This window comes from Mesorhizobium sp. M0088, assembly GCF_040322895.1.
Taxonomy (GTDB): Bacteria; Pseudomonadota; Alphaproteobacteria; order Rhizobiales; family Rhizobiaceae; genus Mesorhizobium.
Window position 1 is genome coordinate 1 of the sequence record NZ_JAMYUI010000051.1, and the last position, 15,118, is coordinate 15,118.

Consider the following 15,118-nt stretch of genomic DNA (forward strand, 5'->3'; position numbering starts at 1 on the left):
CGCCGTTCTTCACCAACTACCGTCCGCAGTTCTACTTCCGCACGACCGACGTGACCGGCATCGTGTCGCTGCCGGAAGGCACCGAGATGGTGATGCCGGGCGACAACATCACGGTCGATGTCGAGCTGATCGTGCCGATCGCCATGGAAGAGAAGCTGCGCTTCGCTATCCGTGAAGGCGGCCGCACCGTCGGTGCCGGCATCGTCGTCACCATCAAAGAGTAATTTGGACTTAAACCGATCTGTCGCGGGCGCGGGAGTTGCCCGCGCCGCGCCAGAACAAGGAAGTGACGCATGAACGGACAGAATATCCGCATCCGCCTTAAGGCGTTTGACCACCGCGTGCTCGACGCCTCGACGAAGGAAATCGTGTCGACGGCCAAGCGTACCGGCGCAAACGTCCGCGGCCCCATTCCGCTGCCGACGCGGATCGAAAAGTTCACGGTCAACCGGTCGCCTCACGTCGACAAGAAGAGCCGCGAGCAGTTCGAGATGCGCACGCACAAGCGTCTGCTCGACATCGTCGATCCGACTCCGCAGACGGTCGATGCTTTGATGAAGCTCGATCTGGCCGCCGGCGTCGACGTCGAGATCAAGCTCTAAGGGAATGAGAGCGCGGTAAGGGGCGGTGCCCCTGGCCCGGAACTCTAAAGGAATTGAACCGATGCGTTCAGGTGTGATTGCAAAGAAGGTGGGAATGACCCGCATCTACAACGATGCCGGGGAACATGTTCCCGTCACCGTTCTCCTGATGGAGAACTGCCAGGTCGTGGCCCAGCGCACGCAAGAGAAGAATGGCTACACCGCCGTTCAGCTCGGCGTTGGCCTTGCCAAGGTGAAGAACACGTCGAAGGCGATGCGCGGCCATTTCGCGACCGCTTCCGTCGAGCCGAAGGCGAAGGTCGCCGAGTTCCGCGTCTCCGCCGACAACATGATCGATGTCGGCGCCGAGATCACTGTCGAGCACTTCGTCGCCGGCCAGAAGGTCGATGTGACGGGCACGACGATCGGCAAGGGCTTTCAGGGCGTCATCAAGCGCCACCACATGGGCGGTGGCCGTGCAACGCACGGTAACTCGGTTTCGCACCGTACGCACGGTTCGACCGGCCAGCGTCAGGACCCGGGCAAGGTGTTCAAGGGCAAGCATATGGCTGGCCACATGGGCGACACCCGCGTCACCACGCAGAATGTCGAGATCGTATCGACCGACGCCGACCGCGGCCTGATCCTGATCCGCGGTGCGGTTCCCGGATCGAAGGGCGCCTGGATCCTGGTCCGCGATGCGGCCAAGGTGGCACTGCCGGCCAATGCGCCGAAGCCTGCCGCGATCCGCGCCGTTGCTGCCGAAAGTGGCGCCAAGAACGAGGCTCCGGCCACAGAGGGAGCGGAATAATGGATCTCAAGATCACAACGCTGGGCGGCAAGGACGCCGGCAAGGTGGAACTCTCCGACGAGATTTTCGGCCTTGATCCGCGCGAAGACATCCTGCAGCGCGTCGTGCGCTGGCAGCTTGCCAAGAAGCAGCAGGGCACGCACAAGACCAAGGGTCGCGCCGAGATCGCGCGCACCGGCGCCAAGATGTACAAGCAGAAGGGTACGGGCCGCGCCCGTCACCATTCGGCACGCGCTCCGCAGTTCCGCGGCGGCGGCAAGGCCCACGGGCCGGTCGTTCGCAGCCACGAGCACGAACTGCCGAAGAAGGTTCGTGCTCTCGGCCTCAAGCATGCTCTCTCGGCCAAGGCCAAGAGCGCGTCGATCATCATCATCGACGAGCTGAAGCTGACCGAGGCCAAGACGAAGGCGCTGATCGCGAATTTCGCGACGCTGGGCCTGACCAACGCTTTGCTGATCGGCGGCGCCGAGCTTGACAAGAACTTTAAGCTGGCGGCGACGAACATCCCCAACATCGACGTGCTGCCCATCCAGGGCATCAACGTCTACGACATTCTGCGCCGCGGCACGCTGGTCCTTTCGAAGGCCGCCGTCGAGGCTCTCGAGGAGCGTTTTAAATGACCGACCTTCGTCATTACGACGTGATCGTCTCGCCGGCGATCACCGAAAAGTCGACCATGGCCTCCGAGCAGAACAAGGTCGTCTTCAACGTCGCCAAGAAGGCGTCGAAGCCGGAAATCAAGGCCGCCGTCGAAGCGCTGTTCGGCGTCAAGGTGATGGCCGTGAACACGCTTGTCCGCAAGGGCAAGATCAAGCGCTTCCGTGGCACGGTTGGCCGCCAGAGCGACGTCAAGAAGGCGGTTGTGACGCTGGCCGATGGTCAGTCGATCGACGTCGCGACGGGTCTCTGAGCAAGGCCGCGAGGACAGAACAATGGCACTGAAAAAATTCAACCCGGTAACGCCCAGCACCCGTCAGCTGGTCATCGTCGACCGCTCGGGTCTTTACAAGGGCAAGCCCGTCAAGGGTCTGACCGAAGGCCTGACCAAGTCGGGCGGCCGCAACAATCACGGTCGCATCACCGCCCGCTTCATCGGCGGTGGTCACAAGCGTTCGTACCGCATCATCGACTTCAAGCGCCGCAAGTTCGACGTCGTCGGCACGGTCGAGCGCATTGAATACGATCCGAACCGCACCGCCTTCATCGCGCTGATCAAGTATGACGATGGCGAGCTGTCCTACATCATCGCTCCGCAGCGTCTGGCTCCCGGCGACAAGATCGTCTCCGGTGAATCGGTCGATGTGAAGCCGGGCAATGCGATGCCGCTGGCTTCGATGCCGGTCGGCACCATCGTCCACAACATCGAGCTGAAGCCGGGCAAGGGCGCTCAGGTCGCCCGTTCGGCAGGTGGTTACGGTCAGCTGGTCGGTCGTGACCAGGGCATGGCGATCCTGCGCCTCAATTCGGGCGAGCAGCGTGTCGTTCACGGCTCCTGCATGGCCACTGTCGGCGCCGTGTCCAATCCGGACCACGGCAACATCAATGACGGCAAGGCCGGTCGCACGGTTTGGCGTGGCAAGCGCCCGCACAATCGCGGCGTGACCATGAACCCGGTCGACCATCCGCACGGCGGCGGTGAAGGCCGCACCTCGGGTGGCCGCCATCCGGTTTCGCCCTGGGGCAAGCCGACCAAGGGCAAGAAGACGCGGTCCAACAAGGCGACCGACAAGTTCATCCTGCGCTCGCGCCATCAGCGCAAGAGCTAAGAAGAGGTAACGCCAAGTGACTCGTTCGATTTGGAAAGGCCCCTTCATTGACGGCTACCTTCTCAAGAAGGTGGACAAGGTTCGTGAAGGTGGTCGCAATGAGGTGATCAAGATGTGGAGCCGTCGCTCCACCATCCTGCCGCAGTTCGTCGGCTTCACCTTCGGTGTCTACAACGGCCAGAAGCATGTTCCCGTCTCGGTGAACGAGGACATGGTCGGTCACAAGTTCGGTGAATTCGCTCCGACCCGGACCTATTACGGTCACGGCGCGGATAAGAAGGCGAAGAGGAAATAATCATGGGCAAGGCCAAAGCTCCGCGCAGGCTTGCTGATAACGAAGCGCGCGCCGTATTGCGCACGATCCGTATCAGCCCGCAGAAGCTCAACCTCGTTGCCGCGCTGATCCGCGGCAAGAAGGTCGCGACAGCGCTTTCCGATCTCGAATTCTCGGCCAAGCGGATTTCCGGCACGGTCAAGAAGACGCTGGAATCGGCAATCGCCAACGCGGAAAACAACCACGACCTGGATGTCGATGCGCTGATCGTGGCGGAAGCCTATGTCGGCAAGTCGATCGTCATGAAGCGGTTCCATGCCCGTGGCCGCGGTCGCGCCAGCCGTATCGAGAAGCCGTTCTCGCACCTCACGATCGTCGTTCGTGAAGTCGAAGAAAAAGGGGAGGCCGCATAATGGGCCAGAAAGTCAATCCGATCGGTCTTCGCCTCGGCATCAACCGCACCTGGGATTCGCGCTGGTTCGCGAACACCGGCGAGTACGGCAAGCTGCTGCATGAGGACATCAAGATCCGCAAGTATCTCGAGAAGGAGCTCAAGCAGGCTGCCATCTCGAAGGTCGTGATCGAGCGTCCGCACAAGAAGTGCCGCGTCACCATCCACGCCGCGCGCCCGGGTCTGATCATCGGCAAGAAGGGCGCCGACATCGAGAAGCTTCGCAAGAAGCTGATGGAGATGACGAAGTCCGAGACGCACCTCAACATCGTTGAAGTGCGCAAGCCGGAAATCGACGCGACCCTGGTCGCCCAGTCGATCGCCCAGCAGCTCGAGCGTCGTATCGCGTTCCGCCGCGCCATGAAGCGTGCCGTTCAGTCGGCGATGCGCCTCGGGGCCGAAGGCATCCGCATCAACTGCGCCGGCCGCCTCGGCGGCGCCGAGATCGCGCGCATGGAATGGTATCGCGAAGGCCGCGTGCCGCTGCATACTCTGCGTGCGGACGTCGACTACGGTACGGCCGAAGCGCACACGGCTTATGGCATCTGCGGCGTCAAGGTCTGGGTGTTCAAGGGCGAAATCCTTGAGCATGACCCGATGGCTTCGGAGCGTCGGGCCAGCGAAAGCGATGCAGCGCATGGCGGTGGTGGTGATCGCGAACGCGGTCGTCGTCGCGAAAACGCCTGAGACATTTAGGAATTTGGAGTTAGAACGATGCTGCAGCCAAAGCGCACAAAGTTCCGCAAGCAGTTCAAGGGCCGTATCCATGGTACCGCAAAGGGCGGCACCAACCTGGATTTCGGTGGTTTCGGGCTGAAGGCGCTTGAGCCGAACCGCGTCACCGCACGTGAGATCGAGGCGGCCCGCCGCGCGATCACGCGTGAAATGAAGCGCGCTGGTCGCGTCTGGATCCGTATTTTCCCGGACGTGCCGGTCACTTCGAAGCCGACCGAAGTCCGCATGGGTAAGGGCAAGGGTGCGGTCGACTACTGGGCGGCGCGCGTCAAGCCGGGCCGTATCATGTTCGAGATCGACGGCGTCAATGAAGAAACCGCCCGTGAGGCACTGCGTCTCGGCGCGGCCAAGCTCTCGGTCAAGACGCGCTTCGTGCAGCGCATCGCAGAATAAGGACGGGCTGATCATGAAAGCCGAAGACATCCGGACCAAGACCCAGGACCAGCTGACCGACGACCTGGCCAGCCTGAAGAAGGAGCAGTTCAACCTGCGCTTCCAGAAGGCCACCGGCCAGCTCGAGAAGACCGCGCGCGTGAGACAGGTCCGTAAGGATATTGCGCGTATCAAGACCATCGCTGCGGAAAAGTCCGCGGCTAAGAAGGCTTAAGGACGAAAACCATGCCAAAGCGCATTCTGCAGGGCACCGTCGTCAGCGACAAGAACGAGAAGACGGTTGTCGTCAAGGTCGAACGGCGCTTCACGCATCCCGTGATGAAGAAGACCGTGCGCATGACCAAGAAGTACAAGGCGCACGACGAAAACAACGCCCACAAGGTTGGCGATCAGGTGTTCATCCAGGAATCGAAGCCGATTTCCAAGGACAAGCGCTGGATCGTCGTGTCTTCGGACCAAGCCTGACCTCGGGCGTAAACAACGAATTTTGGACAGACCGGGGAGGGGCCTTGAGCCCATCCCGTTAGAAGAGAAGAAGGCGGCCAGTCATGATTCAGATGCAAACAAACCTCGACGTCGCGGATAATTCCGGCGCCCGTCGTGTCATGTGCATCAAGGTGCTGGGCGGCTCGAAGCGGAAATACGCTTCCGTGGGCGACATCATCGTGGTGTCGATCAAGGAAGCCATTCCGCGCGGCCGCGTAAAGAAGGGCGATGTGATGAAGGCGGTCGTGGTTCGCACGGCCAAGGACATCCGCCGCCCGGACGGCAGCGTGATCCGTTTCGACAAGAACGCGGCCGTTCTCGTCGACAACAAGAAAGAGCCGATCGGCACGCGTATCTTCGGACCGGTTCCGCGCGAACTCCGCGCCAAGAACCACATGAAGATCATCTCGCTCGCGCCTGAAGTGCTGTAAGGAGCCGGACCAATGCAAAAGATTAGAAAAGGCGACAAGGTCGTCGTGCTGGCCGGCAAGGACAAGGGCCGTTCGGGCGAAGTCCTCTCGGTGCAGCCGAAGGAAGACACCGCGCTGGTGCGCGGCGTCAACATGATCCGTCGTCACCAGAAGCAGTCCCAGTCCCAAGAGGGCGGGATCATCACCAAGGAAGCGCCGATCCAGCTGTCGAACATCGCGCTGGCCGACCCCAAGGATGGCAAGCCGACCCGCGTCGGTTTCATCTTCCAGAAGGACGGCAAGAAGGTGCGCGTCGCCAAGCGCTCGGGAGAAGTCATCAATGGCTAAGGCTCAATCCAAGCAGGCGACCGCGAACAACACGCCGCGCCTCAAGCAGGTCTACAACGAGACCATCCGCAAGGCGTTGCAGGAACAGTTCGGCTACGACAACGAGATGCAGGTTCCGCGCATCGACAAGATCGTGCTGAACATGGGCGTTGGCGAAGCGACCGCCGATTCGAAGAAGCCTTCGATCGCGGCCGAAGACCTGGCGATGATCGCCGGCCAGAAGGCCGTCGTCACCCGCGCCCGCAACTCGATCGCCGGCTTCAAGGTCCGCGAGAAGATGCCGATCGGCGCTAAGGTCACGCTGCGCAAGGAACGTATGTACGAGTTCCTCGACCGTCTCGTGAACATCGCACTGCCACGCGTCCGCGACTTCCGCGGGCTCAATCCGAAGAGCTTCGATGGCCGTGGCAACTACGCCATGGGCATCAAGGAACACATCGTGTTCCCGGAGATCAACTACGACAAGGTTGATCAGATCTGGGGCATGGACGTCATCGTTTGTACGACTGCGAAGACGGATGACGAAGCCAGGGCATTGCTCAAGGCTTTCAACTTCCCCTTCCGCCAGTAACGGCAGCGAGAAAAGGAAAAATCTGAAATGGCAAAGACCAGCTCAGTCGAGAAGAACAACAGGCGCCGCAAGCTTGCCGACCAGTACGGTCCCAAGCGCGCTGCCCTGAAGGCGATAATCATGGATCAGTCCAAGCCGATGGAAGAGCGTTTCCGCGCTCAGCTCAAGCTTGCCGCCATGCCGCGCAACTCGGCCAAGATCCGCATCCGCAACCGCTGCGAAGTCACCGGCCGTCCGCGCGCCTACTATCGCAAGCTCAAAGTATCGCGCATCGCGCTTCGTGATCTCGGCAATAACGGCCAGATCCCGGGCCTGGTCAAGTCGAGCTGGTAAGGAGGACATAACATGTCATTGAGCGATCCTCTCGGCGATATGCTGACCCGCATCCGCAACGCGTACGGCCGCAAGAAGTCGAGCGTTTCGACGCCGGCTTCGCGTCTGCGCACCCGCGTCCTCGACGTGCTGAAGGCTGAAGGCTATATCCGCGATTACAGCCAGACCGACTTCGACAACGGCAAGTCCGAAATCGAGATCGAGCTGAAGTATTTCGACGGCGCGCCGGTCGTGCGCGAAATCGCCCGCGTCTCGAAGCCAGGCCGCCGCGTCTATGTGTCGGCCAAGTCGATTCCGCAGGTCGCCAACGGCCTCGGCATCGCCATCCTTTCGACACCGAAGGGCGTGATGGCCGACCATGAAGCACGTGAACAGAACGTCGGCGGTGAGATCCTCTGCCAGATCTTCTGATCTGGCAGTTGACCGCAAAGTGGAATCCGGTCTCCGGATCGTTCCCGAAGACAGAGACCTGAAACAAGAGAAGTGACGAGGACAACAAAATGTCTCGTATTGGAAAGAAACCCGTTTCGCTGCCGCAGGGCGTGACCGCGACCGTCAACGGCCAGACCGTGACGGCGAAGGGCCCCAAGGGTGAGCTGAAGTTCGTGGTGAACGACGAAGTGCTGGTCAAGATGGAAGGCAGCGAGATCGCTGTCCAGCCGCGCGACCAGACCAAGACCGCCCGCTCCAAGTGGGGCATGTCGCGCACGCAGATCGTCAACATCCTGCAGGGCGTCAAGGACGGTTTCGAGAAGAAGCTCGAGATCACCGGCGTCGGCTATCGCGCGGCACTTCAGGGCAAGAACCTGCAGCTGGCGCTTGGCTTCAGCCATGACGTCGTCTATGAGACGCCGGCCGGCATCACCATTACCGTGCCGAAGCCGACCGAAATCACCGTGGCCGGCATCGACAAGCAGCAAGTCGGCCAGGTTGCGGCCGAGATCCGCGAGTATCGCGGTCCCGAGCCCTACAAGGGCAAGGGCGTCCGCTATGCCGGCGAGAAGATCGTCCGCAAGGAAGGCAAGAAGAAGTAGCGGGCCTGGCCTCGAGAAGTTGAGGCCAAGCCAAGAAGTGTAACGCCGCGGGGAGCGGTCGCGGGAGGCGCTTTCGCCTACCGCATATGGCGGCCCCCGTTTTTTGAAGGCAAGGAAGACCATCATGGGTACCAAGGAATCCACGCAGCGCCGCGCGCAGCGCGTCCGTCGTCAGATCAAGAAGGTCGCCGGCGAGCGTCCGCGTCTGTCGGTCCACCGCACGTCGAAGAACATCTACGTGCAGGTCATCGACGACGCCCGGGGGCACACCATCGCTGCCGCTTCGACGCTCGAGAAGGACCTCAAGGGTTCGCTCAAGACCGGCGCCGACACCGCCGCCGCCGCCGCGATCGGCAAGCTGATCGCCGAGCGCGCCACCAAGGCCGGCGTCAAGGAAGTCGTTTTCGACCGCGGTGCCTACATCTATCACGGCCGCGTCAAGGCGCTCGCCGAGGCTGCCCGCGAAGGCGGCTTGAGCTTCTAAGCATAGTCCCGAAAAGTTGCAGACTTTTCGGATAGGGATTATGCGAAGGAATTGATTTCGCCCCCGGTGACCGTTTCCCGATTTATTCGGGGCGAGGCACCGGATCTTATCAGCAACCGTGCTTCCGGAAAAAAACAAGGAACAGGATATGGCACAGGAACGTAGGGATGGCGGCCGCGGCCGCGATCGTGAAGAACGCGATGACGGCATGGTGGACAAGCTCGTCCACATCAACCGCGTCGCCAAGGTCGTCAAGGGCGGCCGTCGCTTCGGTTTTGCAGCACTCGTCGTCGTCGGCGACCAGAAGGGCCGCGTCGGCTTTGGTCACGGCAAGGCGCGCGAAGTGCCGGAAGCCATCCGCAAGGCAACTGAATCGGCCAAGCGCGACATGATCTTCGTGCCGCTGCGCTCGGGCCGTACGCTGCATCACGACGTCGAAGGACGCTGGGGTGCTGGACGCGTGCTGCTGCGCGCCGCCAAGCAAGGTACCGGCATCATCGCCGGTGGCCCGATGCGCGCTGTCTTCGAGACGCTCGGCATGCATGACGTGGTCGCCAAGTCGATGGGTTCGTCGAACCCCTACAACATGGTTCGCGCCACCTTCGACGCGCTGAAGAGCCAGATGCATCCCAAGGATGTGGCTGCTGCTCGCGGCATCAAGTATTCGACCCTTCAGGCCCGCCGCGGCACCGCCGTTGCGGCTGAAGAATAGTCGATCTGACCAGGGATTTTGACCATGGCCAAGAAAGCAACCAAGACCATCACCGTTGAGCAGATCGGTTCGCCGATCCGCCGTCCGAAGGAACAGCGCGCGACGCTGGTCGGCCTCGGCCTCAACAAGATGCACAAGCAGCGCACGCTGGAAGATACGCCCTCCGTGCGCGGCATGATCGCTGCCGTCCAGCATCTCGTCCGCGTCGTGGACGAGGGCTGAGCCAGAGCGCAGGAGAACTCAGATGAAACTCAACGATCTGCGTGACAAGGACGGCGCGACGCACTCCAAGAAGCGTCTCGGCCGTGGTATCGGCTCCGGCTCCGGCAAGACCGGCGGTCGCGGCGTCAAGGGCCAGAAGGCGCGCTCCGGCGTCGCCATCAACGGCTTCGAGGGTGGCCAGATGCCGCTCTACCGGCGCCTGCCGAAGCGTGGCTTCAACAACATCTTCGCCAAGAGCTTCACCGTCGTGTCGCTGGCCCGCATCCAGGTGGCCATCGATGCCAAGAAGCTCGATGCCAAGGCGACCGTGACGGCTGAATCGCTGGTTGCCGCCGGCGTCATCCGCCGCGTCAAGGACGGCGTGCGCATCCTCTCGGACGGCGAGATCAAGGCGAAGCTCGCCTTTGACGTCGCCGGCGCCTCCAAGGCCGCGATCGAGAAGATCGAAAAGGCCGGCGGTTCGGTCAAGCTGCCGCAGGAAAAGGCAGCTGCCGAGTAACGGCAATTTGAAGCGCGATCGGCAGGAGTGGGATCCGTTTTTGCTCACGATTGCGCTTTGATCTGCTCGACGAGGCGGCCGCGTCCACGCCGCCGCTTGCATGTTTAGAGCCCGGAGCTTATCTCGTGAGCTTCGGTGAAACGCGCCGCCTGACCTCAGGGCCATCAAGCGTTACCAAGCGGAGAATCAGGTATGGCTTCGGCTGCTGAACAATTAGCCTCGAATCTGAATTTCTCGGCCTTCGCCAAGGCGGAGGATTTGAAGAAGCGCATCTGGTTCACGATCGGCGCGCTGCTTGTCTATCGCCTCGGCACCTACATCCCGCTTCCCGGCATCAATCCCGACGCCTTCGCCCAGGCCTTCTCCTCGCAGAGCAAGGGCGTGCTTGGCATGTTCAACATGTTCGCCGGCGGCGCCGTGGAGCGCATGGCGATCTTCGCGCTCGGCATCATGCCTTACATCTCCGCCTCCATCATCATGCAGCTGATGACCTCGGTCATCCCGTCGCTGGAAGCGCTGAAGAAGGAAGGCGAGCAGGGCCGCAAGGTCATCAACCAGTACACGCGCTACGGTACCGTGCTGCTTGGGCTGGTTCAGGCCTATGGCATTTCTGTCGGTCTGGAAGGCGGCAACGGCATCGTCAGCGATCCCGGCATGTTCTTCCGCGTCTCGACCGTCCTCACGCTGCTCGGCGGCACCATGTTCCTGATGTGGCTCGGCGAGCAGATCACCGCCCGCGGCATCGGCAACGGCATTTCGCTGATCATCTTCTCCGGCATCGTCGCCGGCCTGCCGCACGCCATCTCCGGCACGCTGGAGCTTGGCCGCACTGGCGCGCTGTCGACCGGCCTGATCCTGGCGATCATCGTGCTGGCCGTCGTCGTCATTGCGCTCATCGTGTTCTTCGAGCGCGCCCAGCGCCGCTTGCTGATCCAGTATCCGAAGCGCCAGGTCGGCAACCGCATGTTCCAGGGCGATACATCGCACCTGCCGCTGAAGCTCAATACGGCGGGCGTCATTCCGCCGATCTTCGCCTCGTCGCTGCTGTTGCTGCCGGCCACCGTCGCGGGCTTCTCGCAGACGGCCAACATGCCGGCCTGGGCAAGCACGATCCTGGCCGCACTCGGCCACGGCCAGCCGCTCTATATGGCATTCTATGCGGCGATGATCGCGTTCTTCGCCTTCTTCTACACTGCGATTGTCTTCAACCCGAAGGAAACCGCCGACCAGCTCAAGAAGCATTCGGGCTTCATCCCGGGCTATCGTCCGGGCGAGCGCACCGCCGATTACATCGATTACGTTCTCACCCGCATCACCGTCGTCGGCGCCATCTATCTGGTGCTGGTGTGCCTGTTGCCGGAGTTCCTGATCTCGGCGACTGGCGTACCATTCTACCTTGGTGGCACATCGCTTCTGATCGTGGTCAGTGTCACGCTCGATACGGTTGCGCAGATTCAGGGCCACCTGATCGCGCACCAGTATGAAGGCCTGATCAAGAAGTCGAAGCTGCGCGGGGGGAAGAAAGCCAGATGAGGTTGATATTGCTTGGGCCGCCAGGAGCGGGCAAGGGGACGCAAGCACAAAGACTGGTAGAAAAACACGGCATACCCCAGCTCTCGACGGGCGATATGCTGCGTGCTGCCGTCCAGGCAGGCACCGAAGTCGGCAAGCGCGCCAAGGCGGTGATGGATGCCGGTGAACTGGTGTCCGACGCGATCGTCAACGCGATCGTCGCCGAGCGTATCGATCAGCCCGACTGCGCCAAGGGGTTCATCCTCGACGGCTATCCGCGGACCCTGGTGCAGGCGGATGCGGTCGAGCAGATGCTGTCGGATCGCTCCCAGGGCCTCGACGCCGTCATCGAGCTCGTGGTCGACGACAAGGCCCTGGTTGGCCGGATCGTCAAGCGCGCCGACGAGGCGCAGGCCGCCGGCCTTCCCGTTCGCAAGGACGACAACCCGACCGTGTTCGAAGAGCGCCTGAGGGAATACTACAAGAAGACGTCGCCGCTGATTGGCTACTACTATGCCAAGGGCAAGCTCCGCAGTGTCGACGGCATGGCCGATATCGACGCCGTGACGGAACAGATCGAAGCGGTGCTCAAGGACGCAGTGCGGGGAAATTAACGATTGCACTTGACGGAGGCGGTTCGCTGCGGTATGGCGGCCCGTCTTCCTATCAGGCATGAGCTTTGCTTGTCCGCAAGGGCAAGGCAGCCGCATTGAACTGGAAACTCCCGCATGGGCCGGCCTCCACCGGACGCGGGGCAACTTAAGACAGCGCCGTGCCCGCCTCGTTTTTGAGGATTGGCCGGCCCACATGGAGAAGGGAAGAACATGGCTCGTATAGCCGGCGTCAACATTCCGACCAACAAGCGCGTTGTCATTGCGCTTCAATACATTCACGGCATTGGCAAGCGGTTCGCCCAGGAGATCGTCGACAAGGTCGGCATCCCGGCCGAGCGCCGCGTCAACCAGCTTACCGACGCGGAAGTGCTGCAGATCCGCGAAACCATCGACCGCGATTACCAGGTTGAAGGCGACCTGCGCCGCGAAGTCTCGATGAACATCAAGCGGCTCATGGACCTCGGCTGCTACCGCGGCCTGCGTCACCGCCGCTCGCTGCCGGTCCGCGGCCAGCGCACGCATACCAATGCGCGCACCCGCAAGGGCCCGGCCAAGTCGATCGCCGGCAAGAAGAAGTAATTTAGGGCAGTAAGGGAGTAGGGCAGTACGGCAATAGGGACGGCAGACATACTGCCCTACTGCCATATTCGCTACTGCCTTCCCCTGGGTGGAGCCGCTGGCATTACGGCGGTGTAGAGATCAACTGAAAGGACTATCATGGCCAAGGAAGCCGCTCGTGTTCGCCGTCGCGAACGCAAGAACATCTCGTCGGGCGTTGCCCACGTCAATTCGACCTTCAACAACACGATGATCACCATCACCGACGCGCAGGGCAATTCGATTGCCTGGTCGTCGGCCGGTGCCCAGGGCTTCAAGGGTTCGCGCAAGTCGACCCCGTTCGCTGCCCAGATGGCTGCCGAGGATGTTGCCAAGAAGGCCCAGGAACACGGCATGCGCATGCTCGAAGTCGAGGTCTGCGGACCCGGCTCCGGTCGTGAATCGGCATTGCGCGCCCTGCAGGCGGCCGGCTTCACCATCACCTCGATCCGTGATGTGACGCCGATCCCGCACAATGGCTGCCGCCCGCGCAAGAAGCGTCGCGTCTAAGCATTTACCGAACGCCGCGCGAGCGCCCTTGGGCGCTCCTCCGCGGCATTCCAGGTCGCCCGCCACGATTGGATGGTGGCGGGTCAACGGAAGGAAAGCATCATGATCCAGAAAAATTGGCAGGAACTGATCAAGCCGAACAAGATCGAGTTCTCGTCGAAGAAGAAGACGCTGACCACGCTGGTCGCCGAGCCTCTCGAGCGTGGCTTTGGCCTGACGCTGGGCAACGCGCTGCGCCGCGTGCTTCTGTCTTCGCTGCGCGGTGCGGCTGTTACCGCCGTGCAGATCGACGGCGTTCTGCATGAATTCTCGTCCATCGCCGGCGTGCGCGAGGACGTGACCGACATCGTCTTGAATATCAAGGAAATCGCCATCCGCATGGAAGGCGATGGTCCCAAGCGCATGGTCGTTCGCAAGCAGGGACCGGGTGCTGTTCTTGCCGGCGACATCCAGACGGTTGGCGACGTCGAGATCCTCAACCCCGACCACGTCATCTGCACGCTGGACGAAGGCGCTGAAATCCGCATGGAATTCACCGTCGACACCGGCAAGGGTTACGTGCCGGCCGACCGCAACCGCGCCGAAGACGCGCCGATCGGCTTGATCCCGGTCGACAGCCTTTATTCGCCGGTCAAGAAGGTCTCCTACAAGGTCGAGAACACCCGCGAGGGCCAGGTTCTCGACTATGACAAGCTGACCATGACGATCGACACCGACGGTTCGATCACCGGCGAGGACGCGGTGGCTTTCGCCGCCCGCATCCTGCAGGACCAGCTCGGCCTGTTCGTCAACTTCGACGAGCCGCAGAAGGAAGTCGCCGCCGAGGCCGTCACCGAGCTCGCCTTCAACCCGGCGCTGCTCAAGAAGGTCGACGAACTCGAGCTTTCGGTGCGTTCGGCCAACTGCCTGAAGAACGACAACATCGTCTATATCGGCGACCTGATCCAGAAGACCGAAGCCGAGATGCTGCGCACCCCGAACTTCGGCCGCAAGTCGCTGAACGAGATCAAGGAAGTCCTGGCGGCGATGGGCCTGCACCTCGGCATGGAAGTGCCGGACTGGCCGCCGGAAAACATCGAAGATCTCGCTAAGCGTTACGAAGACCAATATTGAGCATGAATTCCAAGGATGGGCGGCGTGGGCCGCTCGATCCGACGGTCATGCGGAAAACCATCAGAGGCCGCGGCCTCTTGAACAACTGAAGAAGGAAAAGAGCCATGCGCCACGGTTTCAAAGGCCGTCGCTTCGCCCGAAGCATTAGCCATCGCAAATCGATGTTCGCCAACCTCGCCGTGTCGCTGCTCGAGCACGAGCAGATCGTCACGACCTTGCCGAAGGCGAAGGACCTGCGTCCGATCGTCGAGAAGCTGGTGACGCTCGGCAAGCGCGGCGACCTGCACGCCCGCCGCCAGGTCATTGCGCAGATCGGCAATGAAGGCGTCGTCAAGCGTCTGTTCGATACCATCGCGCCGCGCTACGCCAACCGCAATGGCGGCTATCTGCGCATCATGAAGGCGGGCTTCCGTCACGGTGACAACGCCGCCATGGCCGTCATCGAGTTCGTCGATCGCGACGTTTCGGCCAAAGGCGCCGGCGACCGCGCTCGCATCGAAGCCGAAAGCGCTGAAACGGACGCCGCAGCCGCATAAGGCTCGGTTTTCCCAAATGAGTTCAAAGGGGCCTGCGGGCCCCTCAGACTGCTGACAAACCCCGTCGATTTTCGGCGGGGTTTTTTGTTATGTGATTGAAGTGTCTTGGACTGTTTGTGTCAGGAG

The 15,118-nt window shown here is 61.8% G+C and carries 28 protein-coding genes; all 28 read left to right on the forward strand.

Annotation, left to right across the window (positions count from 1 at the left end; all coding sequences use genetic code 11):
• The coding region (locus tag NKJ67_RS34495) for an EF-Tu C-terminal domain-related protein (RefSeq protein WP_502902439.1) at positions 1–224 on the forward strand (224 nt) is incomplete at its 5' end.
• Positions 225–293: 69 nt separating this feature from the next.
• Positions 294–602: a 30S ribosomal protein S10 gene (gene rpsJ, locus NKJ67_RS34500; RefSeq protein ID WP_010909272.1), complete on the forward strand. Its 309-nt coding sequence runs from the start codon at positions 294–296 to the stop codon at positions 600–602.
• A 61-nt stretch (positions 603–663) separates the two neighbouring features.
• On the forward strand, positions 664–1,392 hold the full coding sequence (rplC, locus tag NKJ67_RS34505; RefSeq protein ID WP_013531422.1) for a 50S ribosomal protein L3: 729 nt from the start codon (positions 664–666) through the stop codon (positions 1,390–1,392).
• Positions 1,392–2,012 carry a 50S ribosomal protein L4 gene (gene rplD / locus NKJ67_RS34510; protein ID WP_013531423.1) on the forward strand — a complete coding sequence of 207 codons (621 nt, stop codon included), beginning with the start codon at positions 1,392–1,394 and terminating at the stop codon, positions 2,010–2,012. The genes rplC and rplD overlap by 1 nt, the downstream gene beginning before the upstream one ends.
• Positions 2,009–2,302: a 50S ribosomal protein L23 gene (locus tag NKJ67_RS34515; protein ID WP_013531424.1), complete on the forward strand. Its 294-nt coding sequence runs from the start codon at positions 2,009–2,011 to the stop codon at positions 2,300–2,302. Before rplD ends, NKJ67_RS34515 begins: the two co-directional genes overlap by 4 nt.
• A 22-nt stretch (positions 2,303–2,324) precedes the next feature.
• Positions 2,325–3,158, forward strand: coding sequence for a 50S ribosomal protein L2 (gene rplB, locus NKJ67_RS34520; RefSeq protein WP_024505067.1), 834 nt, complete (start codon positions 2,325–2,327; stop codon positions 3,156–3,158).
• Positions 3,159–3,174: 16 nt separating this feature from the next.
• Positions 3,175–3,453: a 30S ribosomal protein S19 gene (gene rpsS / locus NKJ67_RS34525; protein WP_006205463.1), complete on the forward strand. Its 279-nt coding sequence runs from the start codon at positions 3,175–3,177 to the stop codon at positions 3,451–3,453.
• Positions 3,454–3,455: 2 nt separating this feature from the next.
• Complete coding sequence (gene rplV / locus NKJ67_RS34530) at positions 3,456–3,845, forward strand: 50S ribosomal protein L22 (RefSeq protein WP_006205462.1); 390 nt, start codon at positions 3,456–3,458, stop codon at positions 3,843–3,845.
• Positions 3,845–4,570, forward strand: coding sequence for a 30S ribosomal protein S3 (rpsC, locus tag NKJ67_RS34535; RefSeq protein ID WP_013531426.1), 726 nt, complete (start codon positions 3,845–3,847; stop codon positions 4,568–4,570). The genes rplV and rpsC overlap by 1 nt, the downstream gene beginning before the upstream one ends.
• A 27-nt stretch (positions 4,571–4,597) precedes the next feature.
• On the forward strand, positions 4,598–5,011 hold the full coding sequence (gene rplP, locus NKJ67_RS34540) for a 50S ribosomal protein L16 (protein WP_013531427.1): 414 nt from the start codon (positions 4,598–4,600) through the stop codon (positions 5,009–5,011).
• Positions 5,012–5,024: 13 nt separating this feature from the next.
• The gene (gene rpmC, locus NKJ67_RS34545) at positions 5,025–5,225 is read left to right on the forward strand and encodes a 50S ribosomal protein L29 (protein ID WP_006205459.1); all 201 of its coding nucleotides are present in this window, start codon (positions 5,025–5,027) and stop codon (positions 5,223–5,225) included.
• 11 nt (positions 5,226–5,236) lie between these two features.
• The gene (gene rpsQ, locus NKJ67_RS34550; RefSeq protein ID WP_010909280.1) at positions 5,237–5,476 is read left to right on the forward strand and encodes a 30S ribosomal protein S17; all 240 of its coding nucleotides are present in this window, start codon (positions 5,237–5,239) and stop codon (positions 5,474–5,476) included.
• Between the two features lie 83 nt (positions 5,477–5,559).
• Positions 5,560–5,928: a 50S ribosomal protein L14 gene (gene rplN / locus NKJ67_RS34555; RefSeq protein WP_006205457.1), complete on the forward strand. Its 369-nt coding sequence runs from the start codon at positions 5,560–5,562 to the stop codon at positions 5,926–5,928.
• Between the two features lie 12 nt (positions 5,929–5,940).
• A complete protein-coding gene (rplX, locus tag NKJ67_RS34560) occupies positions 5,941–6,255 on the forward strand; it encodes a 50S ribosomal protein L24 (RefSeq protein ID WP_013531428.1) in 315 nt (104 codons plus the stop codon).
• On the forward strand, positions 6,248–6,826 hold the full coding sequence (gene rplE, locus NKJ67_RS34565; protein ID WP_127270613.1) for a 50S ribosomal protein L5: 579 nt from the start codon (positions 6,248–6,250) through the stop codon (positions 6,824–6,826). The genes rplX and rplE overlap by 8 nt, the downstream gene beginning before the upstream one ends.
• A gap of 27 nt (positions 6,827–6,853) precedes the next feature.
• The gene (gene rpsN / locus NKJ67_RS34570; protein WP_013895695.1) at positions 6,854–7,159 is read left to right on the forward strand and encodes a 30S ribosomal protein S14; all 306 of its coding nucleotides are present in this window, start codon (positions 6,854–6,856) and stop codon (positions 7,157–7,159) included.
• Between the two features lie 12 nt (positions 7,160–7,171).
• Positions 7,172–7,570, forward strand: coding sequence for a 30S ribosomal protein S8 (gene rpsH, locus NKJ67_RS34575; RefSeq protein ID WP_013531431.1), 399 nt, complete (start codon positions 7,172–7,174; stop codon positions 7,568–7,570).
• 89 nt (positions 7,571–7,659) lie between these two features.
• Positions 7,660–8,193, forward strand: coding sequence for a 50S ribosomal protein L6 (gene rplF, locus NKJ67_RS34580; protein WP_013895694.1), 534 nt, complete (start codon positions 7,660–7,662; stop codon positions 8,191–8,193).
• Between the two features lie 124 nt (positions 8,194–8,317).
• Positions 8,318–8,677 (forward strand): 50S ribosomal protein L18, encoded by a 360-nt coding sequence (rplR, locus tag NKJ67_RS34585; protein ID WP_292337893.1) that lies wholly within the window; start codon positions 8,318–8,320, stop codon positions 8,675–8,677.
• Positions 8,678–8,825: 148 nt separating this feature from the next.
• Positions 8,826–9,389 carry a 30S ribosomal protein S5 gene (gene rpsE, locus NKJ67_RS34590; protein ID WP_006333394.1) on the forward strand — a complete coding sequence of 188 codons (564 nt, stop codon included), beginning with the start codon at positions 8,826–8,828 and terminating at the stop codon, positions 9,387–9,389.
• Positions 9,390–9,413: 24 nt separating this feature from the next.
• Positions 9,414–9,611 carry a 50S ribosomal protein L30 gene (gene rpmD, locus NKJ67_RS34595; protein WP_006205449.1) on the forward strand — a complete coding sequence of 66 codons (198 nt, stop codon included), beginning with the start codon at positions 9,414–9,416 and terminating at the stop codon, positions 9,609–9,611.
• Between the two features lie 22 nt (positions 9,612–9,633).
• The gene (rplO, locus tag NKJ67_RS34600; protein ID WP_013531434.1) at positions 9,634–10,110 is read left to right on the forward strand and encodes a 50S ribosomal protein L15; all 477 of its coding nucleotides are present in this window, start codon (positions 9,634–9,636) and stop codon (positions 10,108–10,110) included.
• A gap of 192 nt (positions 10,111–10,302) precedes the next feature.
• Entirely contained in the window at positions 10,303–11,643 is a 1,341-nt protein-coding gene (gene secY, locus NKJ67_RS34605; RefSeq protein ID WP_352585810.1) for a preprotein translocase subunit SecY, read from the forward strand.
• Positions 11,640–12,236, forward strand: coding sequence for an adenylate kinase (locus NKJ67_RS34610; RefSeq protein ID WP_013531436.1), 597 nt, complete (start codon positions 11,640–11,642; stop codon positions 12,234–12,236). The genes secY and NKJ67_RS34610 overlap by 4 nt, the downstream gene beginning before the upstream one ends.
• A 210-nt stretch (positions 12,237–12,446) precedes the next feature.
• Positions 12,447–12,815, forward strand: coding sequence for a 30S ribosomal protein S13 (rpsM, locus tag NKJ67_RS34615; RefSeq protein ID WP_013531437.1), 369 nt, complete (start codon positions 12,447–12,449; stop codon positions 12,813–12,815).
• A gap of 138 nt (positions 12,816–12,953) precedes the next feature.
• Positions 12,954–13,343, forward strand: coding sequence for a 30S ribosomal protein S11 (gene rpsK / locus NKJ67_RS34620; protein WP_006205444.1), 390 nt, complete (start codon positions 12,954–12,956; stop codon positions 13,341–13,343).
• Positions 13,344–13,445: 102 nt separating this feature from the next.
• Complete coding sequence (locus NKJ67_RS34625) at positions 13,446–14,456, forward strand: DNA-directed RNA polymerase subunit alpha (protein WP_023812081.1); 1,011 nt, start codon at positions 13,446–13,448, stop codon at positions 14,454–14,456.
• A 104-nt stretch (positions 14,457–14,560) separates the two neighbouring features.
• Positions 14,561–14,992 carry a 50S ribosomal protein L17 gene (rplQ, locus tag NKJ67_RS34630; protein WP_352585812.1) on the forward strand — a complete coding sequence of 144 codons (432 nt, stop codon included), beginning with the start codon at positions 14,561–14,563 and terminating at the stop codon, positions 14,990–14,992.
• Positions 14,993–15,118: the final 126 nt, after the last annotated feature.